This window comes from Pseudomonas arsenicoxydans, assembly GCF_006438915.1.
GTDB classification, from domain to species: domain Bacteria; phylum Pseudomonadota; class Gammaproteobacteria; order Pseudomonadales; family Pseudomonadaceae; genus Aquipseudomonas; species Aquipseudomonas arsenicoxydans_A.
This window is the reverse complement of sequence record NZ_RCZE01000018.1, coordinates 1-16,920: the sequence shown is the minus strand read 5'-3', so window position 1 is coordinate 16,920 and position 16,920 is coordinate 1. Positions and strand designations below refer to the sequence as shown.

The 16,920-nt window shown below is 61.0% G+C and carries 16 protein-coding genes and 1 pseudogene; 10 read left to right on the top strand and 7 right to left on the bottom strand.

What is annotated here, in order from left to right; all coding sequences use genetic code 11:
• Positions 1–425 precede the first annotated feature (425 nt).
• From EAH78_RS28925 to EAH78_RS28880, 10 genes are all read left to right on the top strand, one after another.
• The gene (locus tag EAH78_RS28925; protein ID WP_140671346.1) at positions 426–779 is read left to right on the top strand and encodes a hypothetical protein; all 354 of its coding nucleotides are present in this window, start codon (positions 426–428) and stop codon (positions 777–779) included.
• A gap of 286 nt (positions 780–1,065) precedes the next feature.
• Positions 1,066–2,025, top strand: coding sequence for an AAA family ATPase (locus EAH78_RS28920; RefSeq protein ID WP_027923426.1), 960 nt, complete (start codon positions 1,066–1,068; stop codon positions 2,023–2,025).
• A gap of 5 nt (positions 2,026–2,030) precedes the next feature.
• The gene (locus EAH78_RS28915; RefSeq protein WP_027923425.1) at positions 2,031–2,975 is read left to right on the top strand and encodes a DUF58 domain-containing protein; all 945 of its coding nucleotides are present in this window, start codon (positions 2,031–2,033) and stop codon (positions 2,973–2,975) included.
• Complete coding sequence (locus EAH78_RS28910; protein ID WP_123436198.1) at positions 2,972–3,466, top strand: DUF4381 domain-containing protein; 495 nt, start codon at positions 2,972–2,974, stop codon at positions 3,464–3,466. The genes EAH78_RS28915 and EAH78_RS28910 overlap by 4 nt, the downstream gene beginning before the upstream one ends.
• Positions 3,459–4,538 (top strand): vWA domain-containing protein, encoded by a 1,080-nt coding sequence (locus EAH78_RS28905; protein WP_140671344.1) that lies wholly within the window; start codon positions 3,459–3,461, stop codon positions 4,536–4,538. Before EAH78_RS28910 ends, EAH78_RS28905 begins: the two co-directional genes overlap by 8 nt.
• Positions 4,535–6,274 (top strand): VWA domain-containing protein, encoded by a 1,740-nt coding sequence (locus EAH78_RS28900; protein ID WP_140671342.1) that lies wholly within the window; start codon positions 4,535–4,537, stop codon positions 6,272–6,274. Before EAH78_RS28905 ends, EAH78_RS28900 begins: the two co-directional genes overlap by 4 nt.
• Complete coding sequence (locus EAH78_RS28895) at positions 6,271–7,911, top strand: BatD family protein (protein WP_140671340.1); 1,641 nt, start codon at positions 6,271–6,273, stop codon at positions 7,909–7,911. The genes EAH78_RS28900 and EAH78_RS28895 overlap by 4 nt, the downstream gene beginning before the upstream one ends.
• Before the next feature lie 275 nt (positions 7,912–8,186).
• Positions 8,187–9,431: an exonuclease SbcCD subunit D C-terminal domain-containing protein gene (locus EAH78_RS28890; protein WP_140671338.1), complete on the top strand. Its 1,245-nt coding sequence runs from the start codon at positions 8,187–8,189 to the stop codon at positions 9,429–9,431.
• Positions 9,428–13,069, top strand: coding sequence for an AAA family ATPase (locus EAH78_RS28885; RefSeq protein WP_140671336.1), 3,642 nt, complete (start codon positions 9,428–9,430; stop codon positions 13,067–13,069). The genes EAH78_RS28890 and EAH78_RS28885 overlap by 4 nt, the downstream gene beginning before the upstream one ends.
• A complete protein-coding gene (locus EAH78_RS28880) occupies positions 13,066–13,662 on the top strand; it encodes a glutathione S-transferase (RefSeq protein WP_140671333.1) in 597 nt (198 codons plus the stop codon). The genes EAH78_RS28885 and EAH78_RS28880 overlap by 4 nt, the downstream gene beginning before the upstream one ends.
• Positions 13,663–13,821: 159 nt before the next feature.
• Here EAH78_RS28880 and EAH78_RS28875 read toward each other — a convergent pair whose 3' ends face one another.
• The 7 genes and pseudogenes from EAH78_RS28875 to EAH78_RS32500 form a co-directional block, all read right to left on the bottom strand.
• Positions 13,822–14,079: a hypothetical protein gene (locus tag EAH78_RS28875; RefSeq protein WP_140671331.1), complete on the bottom strand. Its 258-nt coding sequence runs from the start codon at positions 14,077–14,079 to the stop codon at positions 13,822–13,824.
• Complete coding sequence (locus EAH78_RS28870) at positions 14,076–14,288, bottom strand: hypothetical protein (RefSeq protein ID WP_140671328.1); 213 nt, start codon at positions 14,286–14,288, stop codon at positions 14,076–14,078. The genes EAH78_RS28875 and EAH78_RS28870 overlap by 4 nt, the downstream gene beginning before the upstream one ends.
• A 115-nt stretch (positions 14,289–14,403) precedes the next feature.
• A complete protein-coding gene (locus EAH78_RS33090; RefSeq protein ID WP_275671759.1) occupies positions 14,404–14,529 on the bottom strand; it encodes a hypothetical protein in 126 nt (41 codons plus the stop codon).
• Between the two features lie 209 nt (positions 14,530–14,738).
• The gene (locus EAH78_RS28865; RefSeq protein ID WP_140671326.1) at positions 14,739–14,918 is read right to left on the bottom strand and encodes a hypothetical protein; all 180 of its coding nucleotides are present in this window, start codon (positions 14,916–14,918) and stop codon (positions 14,739–14,741) included.
• Between the two features lie 155 nt (positions 14,919–15,073).
• Entirely contained in the window at positions 15,074–16,249 is a 1,176-nt protein-coding gene (locus EAH78_RS28860; protein ID WP_140671324.1) for a lactonase family protein, read from the bottom strand.
• Complete coding sequence (locus EAH78_RS28855) at positions 16,236–16,532, bottom strand: DUF5629 family protein (RefSeq protein WP_140671321.1); 297 nt, start codon at positions 16,530–16,532, stop codon at positions 16,236–16,238. The genes EAH78_RS28860 and EAH78_RS28855 overlap by 14 nt, the downstream gene beginning before the upstream one ends.
• 200 nt (positions 16,533–16,732) lie before the next feature.
• Positions 16,733–16,920, bottom strand: a pseudogene (locus EAH78_RS32500) (IS110 family transposase); the annotation flags it as partial.

The window sequence follows — 16,920 nt, the reverse complement described above, 5'->3', positions numbered from 1 at the left end:
CTCCTGATTCTCGGGCAGAGGAAACAGGGGACAGGTGGGTGAAGCTGGACGAGACACTCAGGTCACATTCACCTTCCATGAATGGGCATCTGCAAAACCGACTGGGCTGCGAACAGCGCAATGTCTTTACAGGTGCTCATCCGTTGCGCAGCTTAACGAGTGCGGCAAGGCCCGTGCTTGCGGTGCTGCGACATATTCGGTCATCGGTACGCAACTGGCGGCACACGCCTCGAACAACACTAGCAGCCGTGGGCAAAAACGGGCGTTTTATCCCCGGTTTTCCGGCACCTGCGTACCAGAAATGACCAGTAACACTCCAAGTGTCCACGCCCCTCCTCTGACACTCATCCGAGCAGAAATTCCGTCGGGCTGGCAGAATTGCGTTTTGTGCGTCTTCACCACGCTCGTCGAGCCAGGAATTTCCCATGCAAATGACCACCGCCCTCTTGATTGTGAACCCTTGCGATGACGAGGAAGACAACATGGCCATGCTCTGCTGCCACAGCGAGGCGGGCGACATGTTCCTGATGACCCGCTACCCGGACGAGGACGAACTGGAAATCACCCTCGACGGCGAGCCTTCGACGCTGGACGGCGTGAAAGTCACTCTCAGCACGACCCGTTTGCTGATCGAAATCGCGGCGGCGGATGCGGATGCGTTGAATGGGGATGATTCTTTGGAAATCATTCACAACACTGAGGCGGGGGATTTGGCGGAAGTCGAGGAAACGCTGAAAAATATTCTTGAAGGGACCGGGACTTATATAAGCCAGCTTTAGATCTCAGCGCTTGGACGGAAGCCTTCGCGAGCAAGCCCGCTCCCACATTCGACCGCATTCTCATGACAGAACTCGGTTGAATGTGGGAGCGGGCTTGCTCGCGAAGGGGCCCGAAAGAAAGGCACTACTTTCCAGCAGGGACAAAATTCAAACAATTTCGCCAACCATTTCCCGCACTTTGCACAAAATGCCGTTAGTCGCCGCCCCCCGCGATGGATTAAAGTAACGCCCCCAGCCCAAGCGTTATTCGAACGACTTCGGCCACCTTCTCCAGGAACAGTCATCGATGGAACATCGTGAAGCGCTGCTCGCGCTGCGAACCTTTCTTTCAACGCAGATTCTCGGCCAGGAAAAACTCATCGAGCGCTTGCTCATCGCTTTGCTTGCTGACGGCCACATGCTGGTCGAGGGCGCACCGGGCCTGGCCAAGACCAAGGCCATCAAAGAGCTTGCCGAAGGCATCGAAGCGCAGTTCCACCGCATCCAGTTCACCCCCGACCTGTTGCCGGCCGACATCACCGGCACCGAAATCTATCGCCCGGAAACCGGCAGCTTTGTCTTCCAGCAAGGCCCGATCTTCCACAACCTGGTGCTGGCGGACGAAATCAACCGCGCCCCGGCCAAGGTTCAGTCGGCGCTGCTCGAAGCCATGGCCGAGCGTCAGGTCAGTGTCGGGCGCAGCACCTATGAGCTGTCGCCGCTGTTTCTGGTGATGGCCACGCAAAACCCGATTGAGCAGGAAGGCACCTACCCGCTACCCGAAGCCCAGCTCGACCGCTTCCTGATGCACGTCAAAATCGGTTTCCCGGACGCCGCGGTTGAACGCAAGATCCTCCAGCAAGCCCGTGGCGAAGCCCTGAACGGCGAAACCAAGCCGGAACGCCGGGTCAGCCAGCAGGCGATTTTTGCCGCGCGTAAGGAAATCCTCGGTTTGTACATGGCCGACGCCGTGGAGGAATACCTCGTACAACTGGTCATGGCCACGCGTAACCCGGGCAAGTTCGATCCGGAAATGGCCGACTGGATTGCCTACGGCGCCAGCCCTCGCGGTTCCATTGCCCTCGACCGTTGCGCCCGGGCTCACGCCTGGCTGGCCGGTCGCGACTTCGTCAGCCCGGAAGACATCCAGGCGGTGCTGTTTGACGTGCTGCGCCATCGCATCATTCTGTCCTTTGAAGCCGAAGCGGCTGGCATCGACCAGGACCGGGTGGTCCAGCGGATTCTCGACGTCGTAGCCGTCGCTTGACCCCGATGAACGCCCTACTGCCGCCCGAACCGGGTATCCGTGTCAGCCTCGCCGAGCTGATCGACATGCGCCATCGCGTGCGTGAAGTGCAGTTGTTTTCCACGCCGAGCCAGCGCAGCCCGTTGATCGGCCTGCACCATTCGAAATTTCGCGGGCGTGGTGTCGACTTCGATCAGGTGCGGGTGTATCAGGCCGGCGACGATGTGCGCACCATCGACTGGCGCGTGACCGCGCGCACCCAGGAGCCCCACACCAAACTGTTCCATGAAGAACGCGAGCGGCCGATTTTCATCATGGTCGAGCAAAGTTGCCGGTTGTTTTTCGGTTCGGGCCTGATGTTCAAATCCGTACTCGCCGCCCAGGCCGCCAGCCTGATCGGCTGGGCCGCGCTGGGGCATAACGACCGGGTCGGCGGGTTGGTGTTCGGCGACAACGAGCATTACGAAATCAAGCCGCGGCGCAGCAAACAGAGCCTGTTGCAATTGCTCAACCGGCTGGTGCGGGTCAATCAATCGCTGCACACCGAAACCGAGCAGAACCGCGATTCCCTCAACCTGGCCCTGCGTCGGGCGCGGGAAGTTTTGCGGCCCGGTAGCCTGGTGATCGTGATCTGCGACGAGCGCGCCCTGACCGAAGGTTCGGAACAACAGTTGAGCCTGCTGTCGCGCCATTGCGACCTGTTGCTGCTGCCCCTCTCCGATCCGCTGGATCACGCCCTGCCCGCCGCCGGTTTGCTGCGTTTCGCCGAACGCGGTGCGCAACTGGAACTCGACACCCTGAATTTTGACCTGCGCCAGACTTATCGCGCGCAGGCCGAGGCGCGCATCGCCCGCTGGGAATTGCTCGCCCAGAAGCTGCGTGTGTTGCTGATGCCGTTGAGCACCCAAAGTGAAATGGTCGAACAACTGCGCGAATTCCTGAACCCACAGAAACCGGGGAAAGGTCGATGAGCAGCCTCGATCAATTGCAGCCGCTCATTACCCCGCCACCCATCGAATTCTGGCCGCCCGCGCCGGGCTGGTGGCTGTTGCTGTTATTGCTACCGCTGATCGGATTTGGCCTGTGGCGGATGCGCCACTTGGTCGTGCGCAAACGTCCCATCGTTCGCGCCGAACAACCGCTGGACCCGGTGCGCCTCGCCGCGCTGGCCGAACTGGCGCAAATGCCCAAACCCTACGACGGCGCACCGGCGGGCGCCTGGTTGCAACAGCTCAATGGCTTGCTCAAACGCCTGTGCCGCAATCACTACCCCTACAGCCAAAGCCACACCCTCAACGGACGCAAATGGCTGGCTTTTCTCGATAACCGCTGCCCGGCTGCCGGCCTGACGCGCTGGATGGTGCTGGTGGAAGGCGCCTACAAACCCGAATGCAAACTCGACGACAAGGCCATCGCCGGCCTGACCCAAGCCGTCGACACCTGGATTCGCAAACATGTTTGAGTTCGCCTGGCCGTGGATCTTTGCCTTGCTGCCCTTGCCGTGGCTGATGCGCGTCTTGCTGCCAGTGGCCGACAGCGGCGAGCCGGCCCTCAAAGTCAGCTTCCTCAATGACCTCGAAGGCCTGGCCCGACGCCGCGCCCGGGCGAATCTGCCAGCGTGGCGCCAACAGGCACCGTTCATGCTGCTGTGGCTGTTGCTGCTGATCGCCGCCGCGCGCCCGCAATGGCTCGGCGAACCGCTGCCGATTGCCGCCAGTGGCCGCGACTTGCTGGTGGCCGTGGACGTGTCCGGTTCGATGGATTTCCCTGACATGCAGTGGCAGGGCGAGGACGTCAGCCGCTTGAGCCTGGTGCAGCATTTGCTCGGTGATTTCCTCGAAAGCCGCAATGGTGATCGGGTCGGCCTGATCCTGTTCGGCAGTCAGGCCTATCTGCAAGCGCCGCTGACCTTCGACCGGCACACCGTGCGCGTGTGGCTCGACGAAGCGCGGATCGGCATCGCCGGCAAGAACACTGCCATCGGCGATGCCATCGGCCTGGCCCTTAAGCGCCTGCGCCTGCGTCCGGCACAGAGCCGTGTGTTAATTCTGGTGACTGACGGCGCCAACAACGGTGGCGAAATCGACCCATTGACGGCGGCGCGACTGGCGGCCAACGAAGGGGTGAAGATCTACCCCATCGGCATTGGTGCCAACCCGGAAGAAAGCGGCACGCTGGGCTTCCTCGGCGTCAACCCGAGCCTGGACCTCGATGAGCCGGCCCTGAAAGCCATCGCCGAAGCCACCGGCGGTCAGTACTTCCGCGCCCACGACGGCAACGAACTGCAGATCATCAAGGACACCCTCGACAAACTCGAGCCGGTCACGCAACAACCGACCCAGGCCCGTCCGGCACAGGCGTTGTATCACTGGCCGCTGGCCATGGCGCTGCTGTTGAGCATGCTGTTGGTGGTGCGCGAACGCTGGCCGGATAACCTGTTGCAACGCCTGTTTACCAAGAACCTGTTCTTGCAATCGCCCCTGCCGGATTGGCGCCAGCGCCTCAAACGCCTGCGCGTGCGGAGACGCCGATGAGCGCGCTCTGGCCTTTCTGGTTCCGCCCGTGGTGGCTGTTGCTGTTGCCCGTACTCGGCTGGCTGCTGTGGCAACTCTGGCACCGACAAAAACGCGCTGGACGCTGGCAGATGATTCTGCCGCCAGCCTTTCACGCTGCGCTGCTCAGCGGCGGTAACGGCCGCGACAGCAAACTGCCGTGGGTCGTGCTCGGCCTGGCCTGGGTGTTGACTGTGCTGGCGCTGCTCGGCCCGAGTTGGCAGCGGGTCGAACAAAACAGTCAGAAACCCGCCGACCCGCTGGTGGTGGTGCTTGAGCTGACCCCGGAAATGCTCGCCACCGACGTGGCGCCGAACCGGCTGGAGCAGGCGCGGCGCAAGCTGCTCGACCTGCTTGAGGGGCGCAGCGACGCGCAGACCGCCATCGTCGTCTACGCCGGCAGCGCCCACACGCTGGTGCCGCTGTCGGATGACCTGTCGACCAGCCGCAACCTGCTCGATGCGCTGAAACCGTCGCTGATGCCCGAGGCCGGCCATCGCGCCGATCTTGCGGTGAGCAAGGCCCTGGCTTTGCTGAGTCAGGGTGCTTTGGGTGATGGCCGGATCCTGCTGATCGGCTCGACCCTGACCGAACAGGAACGCCAAGGCATCCAAAAGGCGCTGGACGGTCACTCAACGGAGTTCTTGATGCTGGGCATCGGCACCGCAGAAGGTGCGCCGGTGGCTCAGGAGGACGGTAGCTTCCTCAAGGACAATGAGGGCGCGATTCTGGTGCCGCGCCTGGACAACTCAAGCCTCAAAGCCTTTGCCCATGATCTCGGCGGACGCTATCGCCAGGCGCAGCTGGACGATGCCGACCTGCGCGCACTCGGCCTGCTGGATGGCCCACGCCTGCTACGCAATGACGGGCAAATGTTGCGCCTCGATACCTGGGCCGACCAGGGTTACTGGCTGTTGCTGCCGCTGTTGCTGCTGGCGGCGTGCGCCGGGCGGCGCGGCTGGTTGTTCTGCCTGCCGTTGCTGTTGGCGCTGCCGCAACCGAGTTATGCCTTCGACTTCGAAGACTTGTGGCTGCGCCCCGATCAACGGGGCCTGCATCTGCTCAGGCAAGACCATCCGGCCAGGGCTGCGCAGTATTTTGAGGACCCGCAATGGCAAGGCGTGGCGTTGTATGAAGCCGGCGACTACAGTGGCGCCGCCCAGCGGTTTGCCCAGGGCAGTGACGCCCACGCCCACTACAATCGAGGCAATGCCTTGGCCAAGGGTGGTGAGCTGGAAGCCGCGTTGGATGCGTACGAACAGGCACTGGAACTGCAACCGGATTTGCGCCCGGCCCTGACCAACAAAGCGTTGGTGGAAAGTCTTCTCAAGCAGAAAAACACCCCGCCGCCGGTTGAGCCAGAGACCTCCGATGACAACGAGGCTCAATCCGCTGCGCAAGAATCGCAGCCCGGTGCCGCCACGCAACCGACGAGCAACGGCGAACCGCAAACCGACGTCCAACAGACCACACCGGACGCCGAACAACAGGCCACCTCGCCGCCGAAACCGGGCGCCAATGAAGTGCCGGGCAGCGAGTTGGGCGACGAGCAAAGCACCAAGCCGCCGCCGCGCCCGACCAGCGACACGATCGAAGGCGAACAGCTTCAGGCATTGGAGCAATGGCTGCGCAAGATCCCGGATGATCCGGGTGAACTGCTCCGACGCAAATTCTGGTACGAACAGCAACAACATCAGGATCAGGGAAAAACTCGATGACCCGCTTCACCCTCTTCATGCTTGCCCTTCTGTGCTGTGCCGTTCAGGCCCAGGCAGCGGGGCTGGTGGCCAGCGTTGACCGCAGTCGCCTGAACTCCGGCGAGACGGTCGAGCTGACCCTTGAGTCCGGCGACGTCACCCAGTTCGGCAAGCCGGACCTGAGCCCGTTGGAGCCGCTGTTCGAAGTGCGCGGCACCCGTCAGGTCAACCAGCTGAACACCCTCAGCGGCGACAACCGCGCGACCACGCGCTGGATCATTACCTTGCTGCCCAAGGAAAACGGCAGCGTGACCATTGCGCCGTTGCAACTGGGCGAAGCGCAGAGCCAGCCGATCACGCTGCAAGTGGTCGAGAGCGAAAACCAGGACACCGCGACTAAACTGGCCCCGGTGTTCATCGACGCCAGCCTCGACCAGAGCAGTGTGTACGTGCAGGCCCAGGCGATCCTGACCTTGCGCATCTACCATTCCGTGTCGCTGTACGACGACAGCAGCCTGACCCCGTTGCAGGTGCCCGATGCGCGCATCGAACAACTGGGCGACTCGCGCACCTATGAAAAAGTCATCAATGGTCTGCGCCACGGCGTGATCGAAATGCGCTACGCGATTTATCCGCAACACAGCGGCGAATTGGCGATTCCGGCGCAGATCTTCAGTGCGACCCTCGTCGATACTCAGCCGGCGCAGGACGCCGCCGCCCAGGTGCCGAAATCCGGCAAGCTGATGCGCGTCAGCTCCACGCAAATGTTGCTGACGGTCAAGGCCAAACCCATCACCTACCCTACCGACCTGCCTTGGTTGCCGGCCCGCAGCGTAACCCTGAGCGAAAGCTGGAACCCGGAACCGGACCACGCCCAGGTCGGCGACTCGCTGACCCGCAGCCTGATCCTCAAGGCAGAAGGCCTGGCCAGTTCGCAATTGCCGCCGCTGCCGGCCACCGACGTCAATGGCTTGCGGCGCTATCCGGATCAACCGGTGCTGGGCAACCAGAACAGCGAACGCGGCCTGATCGGCAGTCGCGAAGACCGTGAAGCCTTGGTGCCTGCGCGTAGCGGTGCCATCGAGTTGCCGGCGGTGGATGTGGTCTGGTGGAATACCTTCGAAGATCATCTGGAACGCAGCAGCCTGCCGGCGCGCACGCTGCAAGTCGCCAATAACCCGAGCATGCAGGTCGATACACCGGCCGGAATGCCTCAGGTCGGTTCCGCCGCGGACAGCGACACCCTGTGGCGCTGGAAACTCAGCACGCTGATCCTGACCTGCACCACCCTGCTGGGCTTCGGCCTCTGGTGGCGTGCGCGCTGGCAACCGGCGATCATGCGGGCAACGCAGACCGGCCCGAGCCCGCGCACCGTTCTCGACGACCTCAAGCGCGCCTGCCTGGCGAACGACTCACACGCCACCCGCCAGGCGCTCGACGCCTGGGCGCGGCAACAACCGGAAACCCTGGCCGACATGGCCGCCCGCTTCGTGCCCTTGTCCGATGCGCTGGACGGCTTGAACGGCGCGCTCTACAGCGAAACCGGCCAGTACTGGCAAGGCGAAGAACTGTGGCGCGCGATCAAGGCGATTCCGATTGCCGAGCGGGTTCAGGACCCGGTGGGTGATAGCGGCCTCCCTCCCCTATACCCCAAATAACCCCCCCTCCTGAAGTGACCGGGCTTTTGTGGCGAGGGAGCTTGCTCCCGCTCGGCTGCGCAGCAGTCGTAAACCGGCTGACGTGGCGCATCTGAAGAAACGGGTGCCTGGTTTTAGGGCCGCTTCGCAGCCCAGCGGGAGCAAGCTCCCTCGCCACAGGTCCGCGGTTTGATCACATCCACCGCGCGCCACGCTTTTTTTGCCAGTAAACTCCCTCCCCTTTAGCCGCCCTCATTCCTCACGCGGCCATCACCTTATTTACAACGGAGTCCGCCTTGCGTCTGTTCCACACCTCCGACTGGCACCTTGGACAGAATCTGCACGGCCAGGAACGCGATTTCGAGCACGCCTGTTTTCTCGAGTGGCTGTTGCGCCAGCTGAAGCTGGACCAGCCCGATGTGCTGCTGATCGCCGGCGATATCTTCGACACGGTCAACCCACCGGTCAAAGCCCAGGAGCGCCTTTACGACTTCATCGTCAGCGCCCACGAGCAGCAGCCATTGCTGACCATTGTGATGATCGCTGGTAACCACGATTCCGGCTCGCGGATCGAGCTGCCCGCACCATTAATGCGCCGCTTGCGCACCCACGCGCTCGGCCGCGTGTTGTGGCTGGATGACGGTCAACTGGATGCTGAACGCCTGTTATTGCCCCTGCCCGATGCCAGTGGCAAAACTGCCGCCTGGTGCCTGGCGCTGCCGTTCCTGCGCCCTGCCGAAGTCACCGGCGCGCAGTTGGGCGACAATTATTTGCGCGGGATTGGCCAGGTTCACGAATGGCTGATCGAAGCGGCCAACGCCAAGCGCACCCCCGGCCAAGCGCTGATCGCCATCAGCCACGCGCACATGGCCGGCGGTTCGGTGTCCGAAGATTCCGAGCGCAGCCTGATCATCGGCAACGCCGAAGCCCTGCCCGCCAGCCTGTTCGGTCCCACCATCAGTTACGTCGCCCTCGGTCATTTGCACAAGCCGCAGAAGGTCAACGGCGAAGAACGCATTCGCTACAGTGGCTCGCCGATACCGCTGTCGTTCTCCGAGATCGGTTATCAGCACCAGATTCTCGACGTCACTCTCGACGGCGAAACCCTGATCAGGGTCGAACCGAAACTGATTCCACGGGCGGTGAACCTGCAACGCATCGGCCCGGCGCCGCTGACAGAGCTCCTCTTGCAACTGGCGGACCTGCCCAACATCGATTTGCTCGCTGACATCCAGCGCCAACCGTGGCTGGAAGTCCGCGTGCGCCTCGACGAGCCGCAACCCGATCTGCGTCATCAGGTTGAAACCGCCCTGCAAGGCAAAGCCGTACGTCTGGTGCGCATCGCCGCTGAATACGCCGGCAACGGTAGCCGTGACAGCGTCGACGACGGCACCACGCTGGTCGAACTGGACCAGCTCACGCCTCAGGAATTGTTCAGTCGCGCCTGGCAGGACAGCTACGGCAGCGAGGTCGATGAGCAAACGCTGAAGGACTTTGCCGAGTTGCTGCAAGACGTGCAGATGGAGAGCGAACAGCCATGAAAATTCTCGCGATCCGCCTGAAAAACCTCGCCTCCCTGGCCGGCCCATTTGAGATCGACTTCACCGCTGAACCTTTGGCCAGTGCCGGTTTGTTCGCGATCACCGGGCCGACCGGCGCCGGCAAAAGCACCTTGCTCGATGCCTTGTGCCTTGCGCTGTTTGGCGCCGTGCCGCGCCTGAGCAATGCCCAAGTCTCGGCGAAAGCGCCGGATGCCGATGGCGAAATCAGCACCGGCGACCCGCGCACATTGCTGCGTCGTGGCACCGGCGAAGGCTACGCCGAAGTGGATTTCGTCGGTATCGACGGCCGTCGTTACCGCGCGCGCTGGGAAGCCAATCGCGCCCGGGAAAAAGCCGGCGGCAAGCTGCAAGCCAGTCGCCAAAGCTTGCGCGATATCGATCAGGATCAACTGCTGGCGAGCCAGAAAGTAGAGTTCAAAACCCAGCTCGAATCCGTATTGGGTCTGAACTTCGAGCAGTTCACCCGCGCCGTATTGCTTGCCCAGAGCGAATTCAGTGCCTTCCTCAAGGCCAACGATAACGAACGCAGCGAACTGCTGGAAAAACTCACCGACACCGCGCTGTACACCCAGCTCGGTCGCCGCGCCTTCGACAAGACCAAAGAGGCGCGTGAAGCGCACAAGCTGTTGCAGGACCAGGCCACTGGCGTAACCCCGCTGGCGCCTGAAGCCCGTGCCGAGCTGGATGAGCGCTTCAATGAAGCGCAGCAACAACTGAAGACGCAGCAGGCGCAGCTCAAGCAGCTTGAGCTCCAACACACCTGGCTCAAAGACCTGCGCCAGTTGCAGGACGAGCAACTGAGCGCCACTGAGCAATTGACCGGCGCGCAGCAGCACTGGGAAAGTCAGGTCGGTGAACGCCTGAAACTGACGCGCCTGGAGCAGTTGGCCCCACAACGGCACCAATTCGCCCGCAAAACCGAACTCACCGCCCAGCTCACACCGCTGGCCGCGCAGATTCAGCTGCACACGCAACAGCAACAGCAACTGACCGAGCGCCAGACGCTACTCGAACAGAGCCTGAGCAGTGCCCACACCGCGCTGTCCGAAGCGCAACATCAGCACACCCACAGTGCGCCGTTGCTGCGCCAGGCTTTCGAAGCACAAAGCACCCACGCCCGCCTGGTCAAGGACACGAGCCTCAGCGCCGATCTCAAGCAGCAAGCCGAACTGGCCTGCACACAGGGTCAGAGCACGATTCAAGGTTTGCTGGACCAGCAGAGACTCGTCGGCGAACGCCTGCAACGCATCGCCGGGGAGCTTGAACAAAACGCCGCTCTGGCGCCACTCAGCGAGGCATGGAATGCCTATCGCGATCGCCTGCAACAGCTGATGTTGATTGGCAATCGCTTGAACAAGGGCCAAGCCGAAATGGCCGCCCTGGAACTCAGCGCCACACGCGCAGCGGAAGAATTCGCCGCGCAAAAGCAGCAGCTGGAAGTGCTCTACAAAGAGGCGGGCGCCGAGCCCGAAGCCGTGGCTGAACAGATCCAGTTGCTCGGCAATCTGTTGCAGGACAACCGCAAGCAACTGCGCGCTTTCGAAGAGCTGACACGCCTATGGACCCAACAGCGAGAGCTGGACAGCCGTGGCGCGGAGCTTCAACAACGCCTGTCAACCGCTCAGCAGGAACGGGATCGACTGACCCAGGACGGGGTAAAAACCAAGAACGAACTGACGGTCGCCGAACAGACCCTGACCGTCACCCGCGAACTGCTGGAGCGTCAGCGTCTGGCCCGCAGCGCCAGCGTCGAAGAACTGCGTGAGCAGTTGCAGGACGATCAGCCGTGCCCGGTTTGTGGCAGCCCCGACCATCCCTATCATCAGCCGGAAGCGCTGCTGCAAAGCCTCGGTCGCCATGATCAAAGCGAACAGGCCAACGCGCAGAAAGCCGTCGACCAGCTGAAGGAAAAACTCACTGATTTGCGCGGGGAAGTCGGTGGACTGATCGCTCAGCAGAAAGAGCTGATACAACAGCAAGAGCAGCTCGCTACCCAGCAACAAGCCCTGACGCCAAGTCTGGAAGCCCACCCGTTGTCGGCGCAATTGCTTGCCCAGGACGCGAACAAGCGCGATGCCTGGCTGGCCCAGCAAAACAATCAATTGAACCAGAGCATCAGCCAGGACGAACAACGGCAAACCGCCCTGCTCACCTTGCAACAGGACGCCGCACGCCTTCAGCAACAACTGCGCAGTGCCGAAACGGCGAGCCAGCAAGCGGCGCAGCACTTGAGCACTCAGCAACGCGAGTTGAGTAGCGATCGCCAACGTCTGGATGAAGAACTGACCGCATTCAGCACCCTGCTCCCGACCGACACGCTGGAGGCGTTACGCAACGAACCTGCCGCGACGTTCATGCAACTCGACCGGCAGATTGCTCAACGTATTGAGCAGCTCGACCAGCAACGCGATGAACTCAGCGAACAACTGCAACGCCAGCAGACGCTGGAGAAAGAACAGGACCGCCAGCAGACGCGCCTTCAGCAACTGGAAGCTGCCCGGCAGCACTTCGATTCCCTTGCCGCGCAACAGCAAGCCTGTCAGCAGACCCTGACGCAATTGCTGGGCGCACACGCCAGTGCCGAGCAATGGCAGCAGCAACTCGATCAAGCGGTCGAACAGGCACGCACCGCAGAATCGACCGCCAATCAAGAACTGCAAACCGTGCGCACGCGCCTGGTGCAACTGGCGGCCGAACTCAAGGCCTTGCAGGAGCGCTCGCAGGCACTCGAAGCCGAAGACCGCGAGTTGAACAGCAAGATCGCCGATTGGCGCGCGCTGCATCCGGAACTGGATGACGGTGGTCTGGAAGCGCTGCTGAGCGTCGACGACCAACAGGTCAGCGAACTGCGCCAGCAATTGCAGCACAGCGAAAAAGCCATCGAACAGGCCAAGGTCTTGGTGCAGGAACGCGACAAGCGCCTGCTCAGCCATCAGGCGCAGCACAACGGCAATCTCGACGCTGAACAACTGGTCATCGCGCTCGGCGAACTGCAAAACCTGTTTGCCGCCAGCGAACATCGCTGCGCCGAACTGCGCGCCGAACAGGCCGAGGATCAGCGCCGGCAAAACGCCAATCAGGCGCTGGCACAGCAGATCGCCGATGCCTACACCGAGTATCAGCGCTGGGCGCGATTGAGTGCCCTGATCGGCTCGGCCACCGGCGATACCTTCCGCAAGATCGCCCAGGCGTACAACCTCGACCTGCTGGTGCATCACGCCAACGTGCAGTTGCGCCAATTGGTGCGCCGTTATCGGTTGAAGCGCGGCGGCAGCATGCTTGGATTGTTGGTGATGGACACCGAGATGGGTGATGAACTGCGCTCCGTGCATTCGTTGTCAGGCGGCGAGACGTTCCTGGTGTCGCTGGCGTTGGCCTTGGGCCTGGCGTCGATGGCCTCGAGCACGTTGAAAATCGAATCGCTGTTCATCGACGAAGGCTTCGGCAGCCTCGATCCGGAATCCCTGCAACTGGCCATGGACGCCCTCGATGGCTTGCAGGCTCAGGGTCGCAAAGTCGCGGTGATTTCCCACGTGCAGGAAATGCATGAACGGATTCCGGTGCAGATTCAGGTTCATCGCCAGGGCAACGGCCTGAGTACCTTGGAGGTGAAATGAATACGCTGTATTCCTTCCGCCGCTGCCCGTACGCCATGCGTGCTCGCATGGCCCTGCGCTATTGCGGGGTTGCGGTTGATATCGTCGAGGTCAGCCTCAAGGCCAAACCTGCCGAGATGCTCGCGCTGTCCAGTAAAGGCACGGTGCCGGTGCTGAACGCTGATGGCTGGGTGATTGATGAAAGCCTCGCGATCATGCACTGGGCGTTGGCGCAAAACGATCCGCAAGACTGGTTGCTCAAGGATGATCCCGCCGGACAGGCGCAGATCGCCGCTCTGATCGAAGCGAATGACCAAGTGTTCAAGGTGCATTTGAATCGCTACAAGTACGCCGAACGCTACCCCGAGCAGCCGATGGAGGTTTATCGGGCGCAAGGTGAGGTGTTTTTGCGTCAACTTGATGAATGGCTGGAGGGAAGCGCTTACTTGCTGGCCGAACATCCAAGCCTGGCGGACGTAGCGTTGATGCCGTTCGTACGGCAGTTCGCCCATGTCGATCGCGAGTGGTTTGCGCAGACGCCTTATGCGCGTTTGCAGCACTGGTTACAGCGGTTTCTGGAGTCAGAGCTGTTCAGCGGTGTGATGCAAAAGTGAGAACACCCCATAACCCGTGGCGAGGGAGCTTGCTCCCGCTCGGCTGCGCAGCAGTCGTAAATCCAGACAATTGGGTGGTTCAGAAGGATTGCAGGGGGCTGCTTCGCAACCCAGCGGGAGCAAGCTCCCTCGCCACAATGGATCGTGTTGGCAGTTGGATCAGGTAAACACTTCACACATCCGCAACACCGAGCAATCCACCTGGAACCGCCCGAAGAAGTCGACCTGGCGCTTGATCGGTGGATTGCCCGCCAACAGCCCCATCGCCTTCTGCGTTTCAATATTGCGTGAAAGGTTGTGATTGGCCTCTATCGACCGAGCCACGGAACCCGCCGAAGCCTGCCCGATACCCAGTAACGAAGAGCCGTTGGTGATGAATGCCAGAAAAGCGATTACCCAGAGTTTGCGCCCTTTCATGCCCCGAGCACTCCCGCCAATTCTGCGTGATCGACCACGCTGTCTTGAGCGCGGTGTTCGAACTGGATGGCGGGATAGGCGACCTGAATCGGTGCGTCTACGGTGTGTTGCGATTGAGCTGAAAGGCTGACCACCAGCACCATTGCGACGTAAAGACCGATGGCCAGGTAGGCGCCGTGTTTGGCAGAAGTGAGGATTGAGCTGGCCATGGTGTTCTCCGTGGGCATGTTTCGATGCCCACAGAATCAATCAAAAAAGCCGTGGTAACCACTCAGGGTTATCCATAGTGACCATCAGCTTGGTTGATCATTAAGCCAGTCTATTTCAGTCGTTGATAAAACTCATCATGCGCTCGCGGGCCGCGTCCGGCTCGTCTGGAACGGGCTGGGCGTCCGAAAGAATGGGGGTGGAATACAGAAAAAGAAGAACCACTGCCAGACGCATCGCCATGCTGTCGATCCTTGTTAATAGGAAGGAGTCAAAAACTCAGCGTCAAATCTAGACCCGTGGCCATGTGATATCAACTCGGGAGTTGATGGCAATATGATGCTTTCGTAAACGCGTTATGCAGGAGCGACATCACTCAGGTTTCTCAACGCTTTTCAGCTTGATCGACGCAAGTGACTTCGCTCCTGCATAAAAGGTGCAGGGATTGAAGCTCAGGCTTGGGTTTTGTGATCCAGAGCGGCGTAGAAGTTGGCGCTCTGTTGCAGGTATTTCTGGGTGTAGCTCTGGGCGTGGGATTTTTTCTCGCTGATTTCAACGTTGGCACTGGCTGGCAGAGCGACGCTGGCGGAGATGGCGGAAGCGGCGATTACAGAGAAGAGATTGAAGTTCATGGCGGTATTCCTCGGATTCAGTTGGCTTGCTTGCCCGGTGGGGCCGTGAAGCAAACTTACCTTCGAGGGTCCGCGTCTTGAAATGCTTTGTAGCATTAGCAGATATCAGCATCATTAATAGAAGGATGCAGGCCCCTTGTACCGGGGCCTGCGGCCTATTGACGCAGCATGAACTTGAGATCGCTCGGCGCGTCCATCGGCAGCTTTTGCACGGTTTTACCCAGCAGACCGGTCTTGGCATCGCGTTCGACGACGATAATCTGGTTGCTCTTCTGGTTGGCAATCAACACGAATTGGCCACTGGGGTCGAGGCTGAATTCGCGCGGATGGTCGCCTTCCACGGAGCGTCGTTGCAGTTCCTTGAGCTGGCCAGTCGCCGGGTCGATGGCAAACACCAGTAACTGATTGGCGGTGCCACGGTTGCTGACGTAGAGAAATTTGCCATCCGCGGAGGCATGCAGCGCCGCCGCAGCCTTATCAGACGCGGGCTGGCCCGCCGCGAGGTCAACCAGCTGCGTTTGCTCCAGTTTGCCGTCGTTGTAATCGAACACGGCCACCTGCGCACTCATTTCCATGGTCAGCCAGGCATGCTTGCCATCGGCGCTGAACAGCAGATGACGCGGCCCACTGCCCGGTGGCAGCTGCACCGAAGCCGGTTGGGCGGGCGTCAATGGCAGGTCCGGGTTGGCCTTGGGGTCGAAACGATAGACAAAAACCTTGTCGGCGCCCAGGTCATTGGAGAACACGTAACGACCGTCCGGCGAAGAGATCGTCGAATGCACGTGCGCCGACATCTGCCGCTCGGGATTGACCCGACTCGACGGATGACTGCTCATCTGCACCACGGTGTTGAGTTTTCCGTCCACGCCCACCGGCAACACCGCAAGGGTGCCGCCCGGATCTTGCGCCACCGAATAGTTGCTGATGAACAGATGACTGCCATCGCCGCTGAGGCTCGAATGAGTCGGCTCGTTGCCCAGGCTCTGCGCCTGATTGATCAGGCTCAGGGCATGGGTTTTGGGATCGATCGCATAACTGCTGACGCGCCCGACCGGATCTTTCTGCCCCGGACCGTTTTCGTTGACCACGAACAGCCGATGCTGATCCTTGGACAGGGTCAGCCAGGACGGGTTTTCACTCTTGATCACTTGCAGTGGCTTGGGGTTGATCTGCCCGGTTGAGCTGTCGAAGTTCAGGCGATAAATGCCCTGGCTCTGACCTGCCGTGTAGGAACCCACCAGCAGCTGATAGTCCTCGGCCGAGGCGGTCTGAACGCCCATCGCGCCGATACTGCCAGCCATCAACAGAGGCCAGATCTTACGCACCCTCATGCTCGTCGTCCTCGTCGTCACCACCGCCGAATGCGGTCAGGCACACCAACCGGTGTTCTCCGGAACTGCCGGTGATCAGCCAGCTTTGCAAGTCTGGATCGAAGGTCGCAGCCTCAACTTCGGCCGGGGTGAATTCCCAATGCTTGGATACACGACCGTCGATGCATTCGATGTGCAAGTTGTCGTCTTCATCGAGGGAGAATTCGAATGCGTGCAACCCGTCGATTTCCACCATGTCGCAGTGTTCGAGGGTGTTGAGCAAGGTGTCGGCTTGGGCAGTCATGGCAATCAATCTTTGAATGGGAAAGACGCAATGATAGCTCAATGTGCTCGCGGCCCGATGCCGAGCACAAAACTCCGACACAACACCGTACCAATGTGGGAGCAACTGTCTTGATGACTTTATTTTTAAGGCTTATCGGAAGACAGCTGAACTCCCACGGCTCCAGGCCATGCAAATTCCTTACAAAACACGCAGCCTGTTTAGGCTGCCTGTTCTCGCCACTCAGTTTTCTCTCGAATCATGGCATTCAGCCGTATCAACAACACTCGCATGCAGGCGATCAGCGCTACTTTGGCGCATTTACCTTTCTGGCGTAATGCTTGATACCGAGCCTTGAACTCAGGCTGTCGCCGGATCACCACCCAACAGGCCATGTACATCGCGCGAC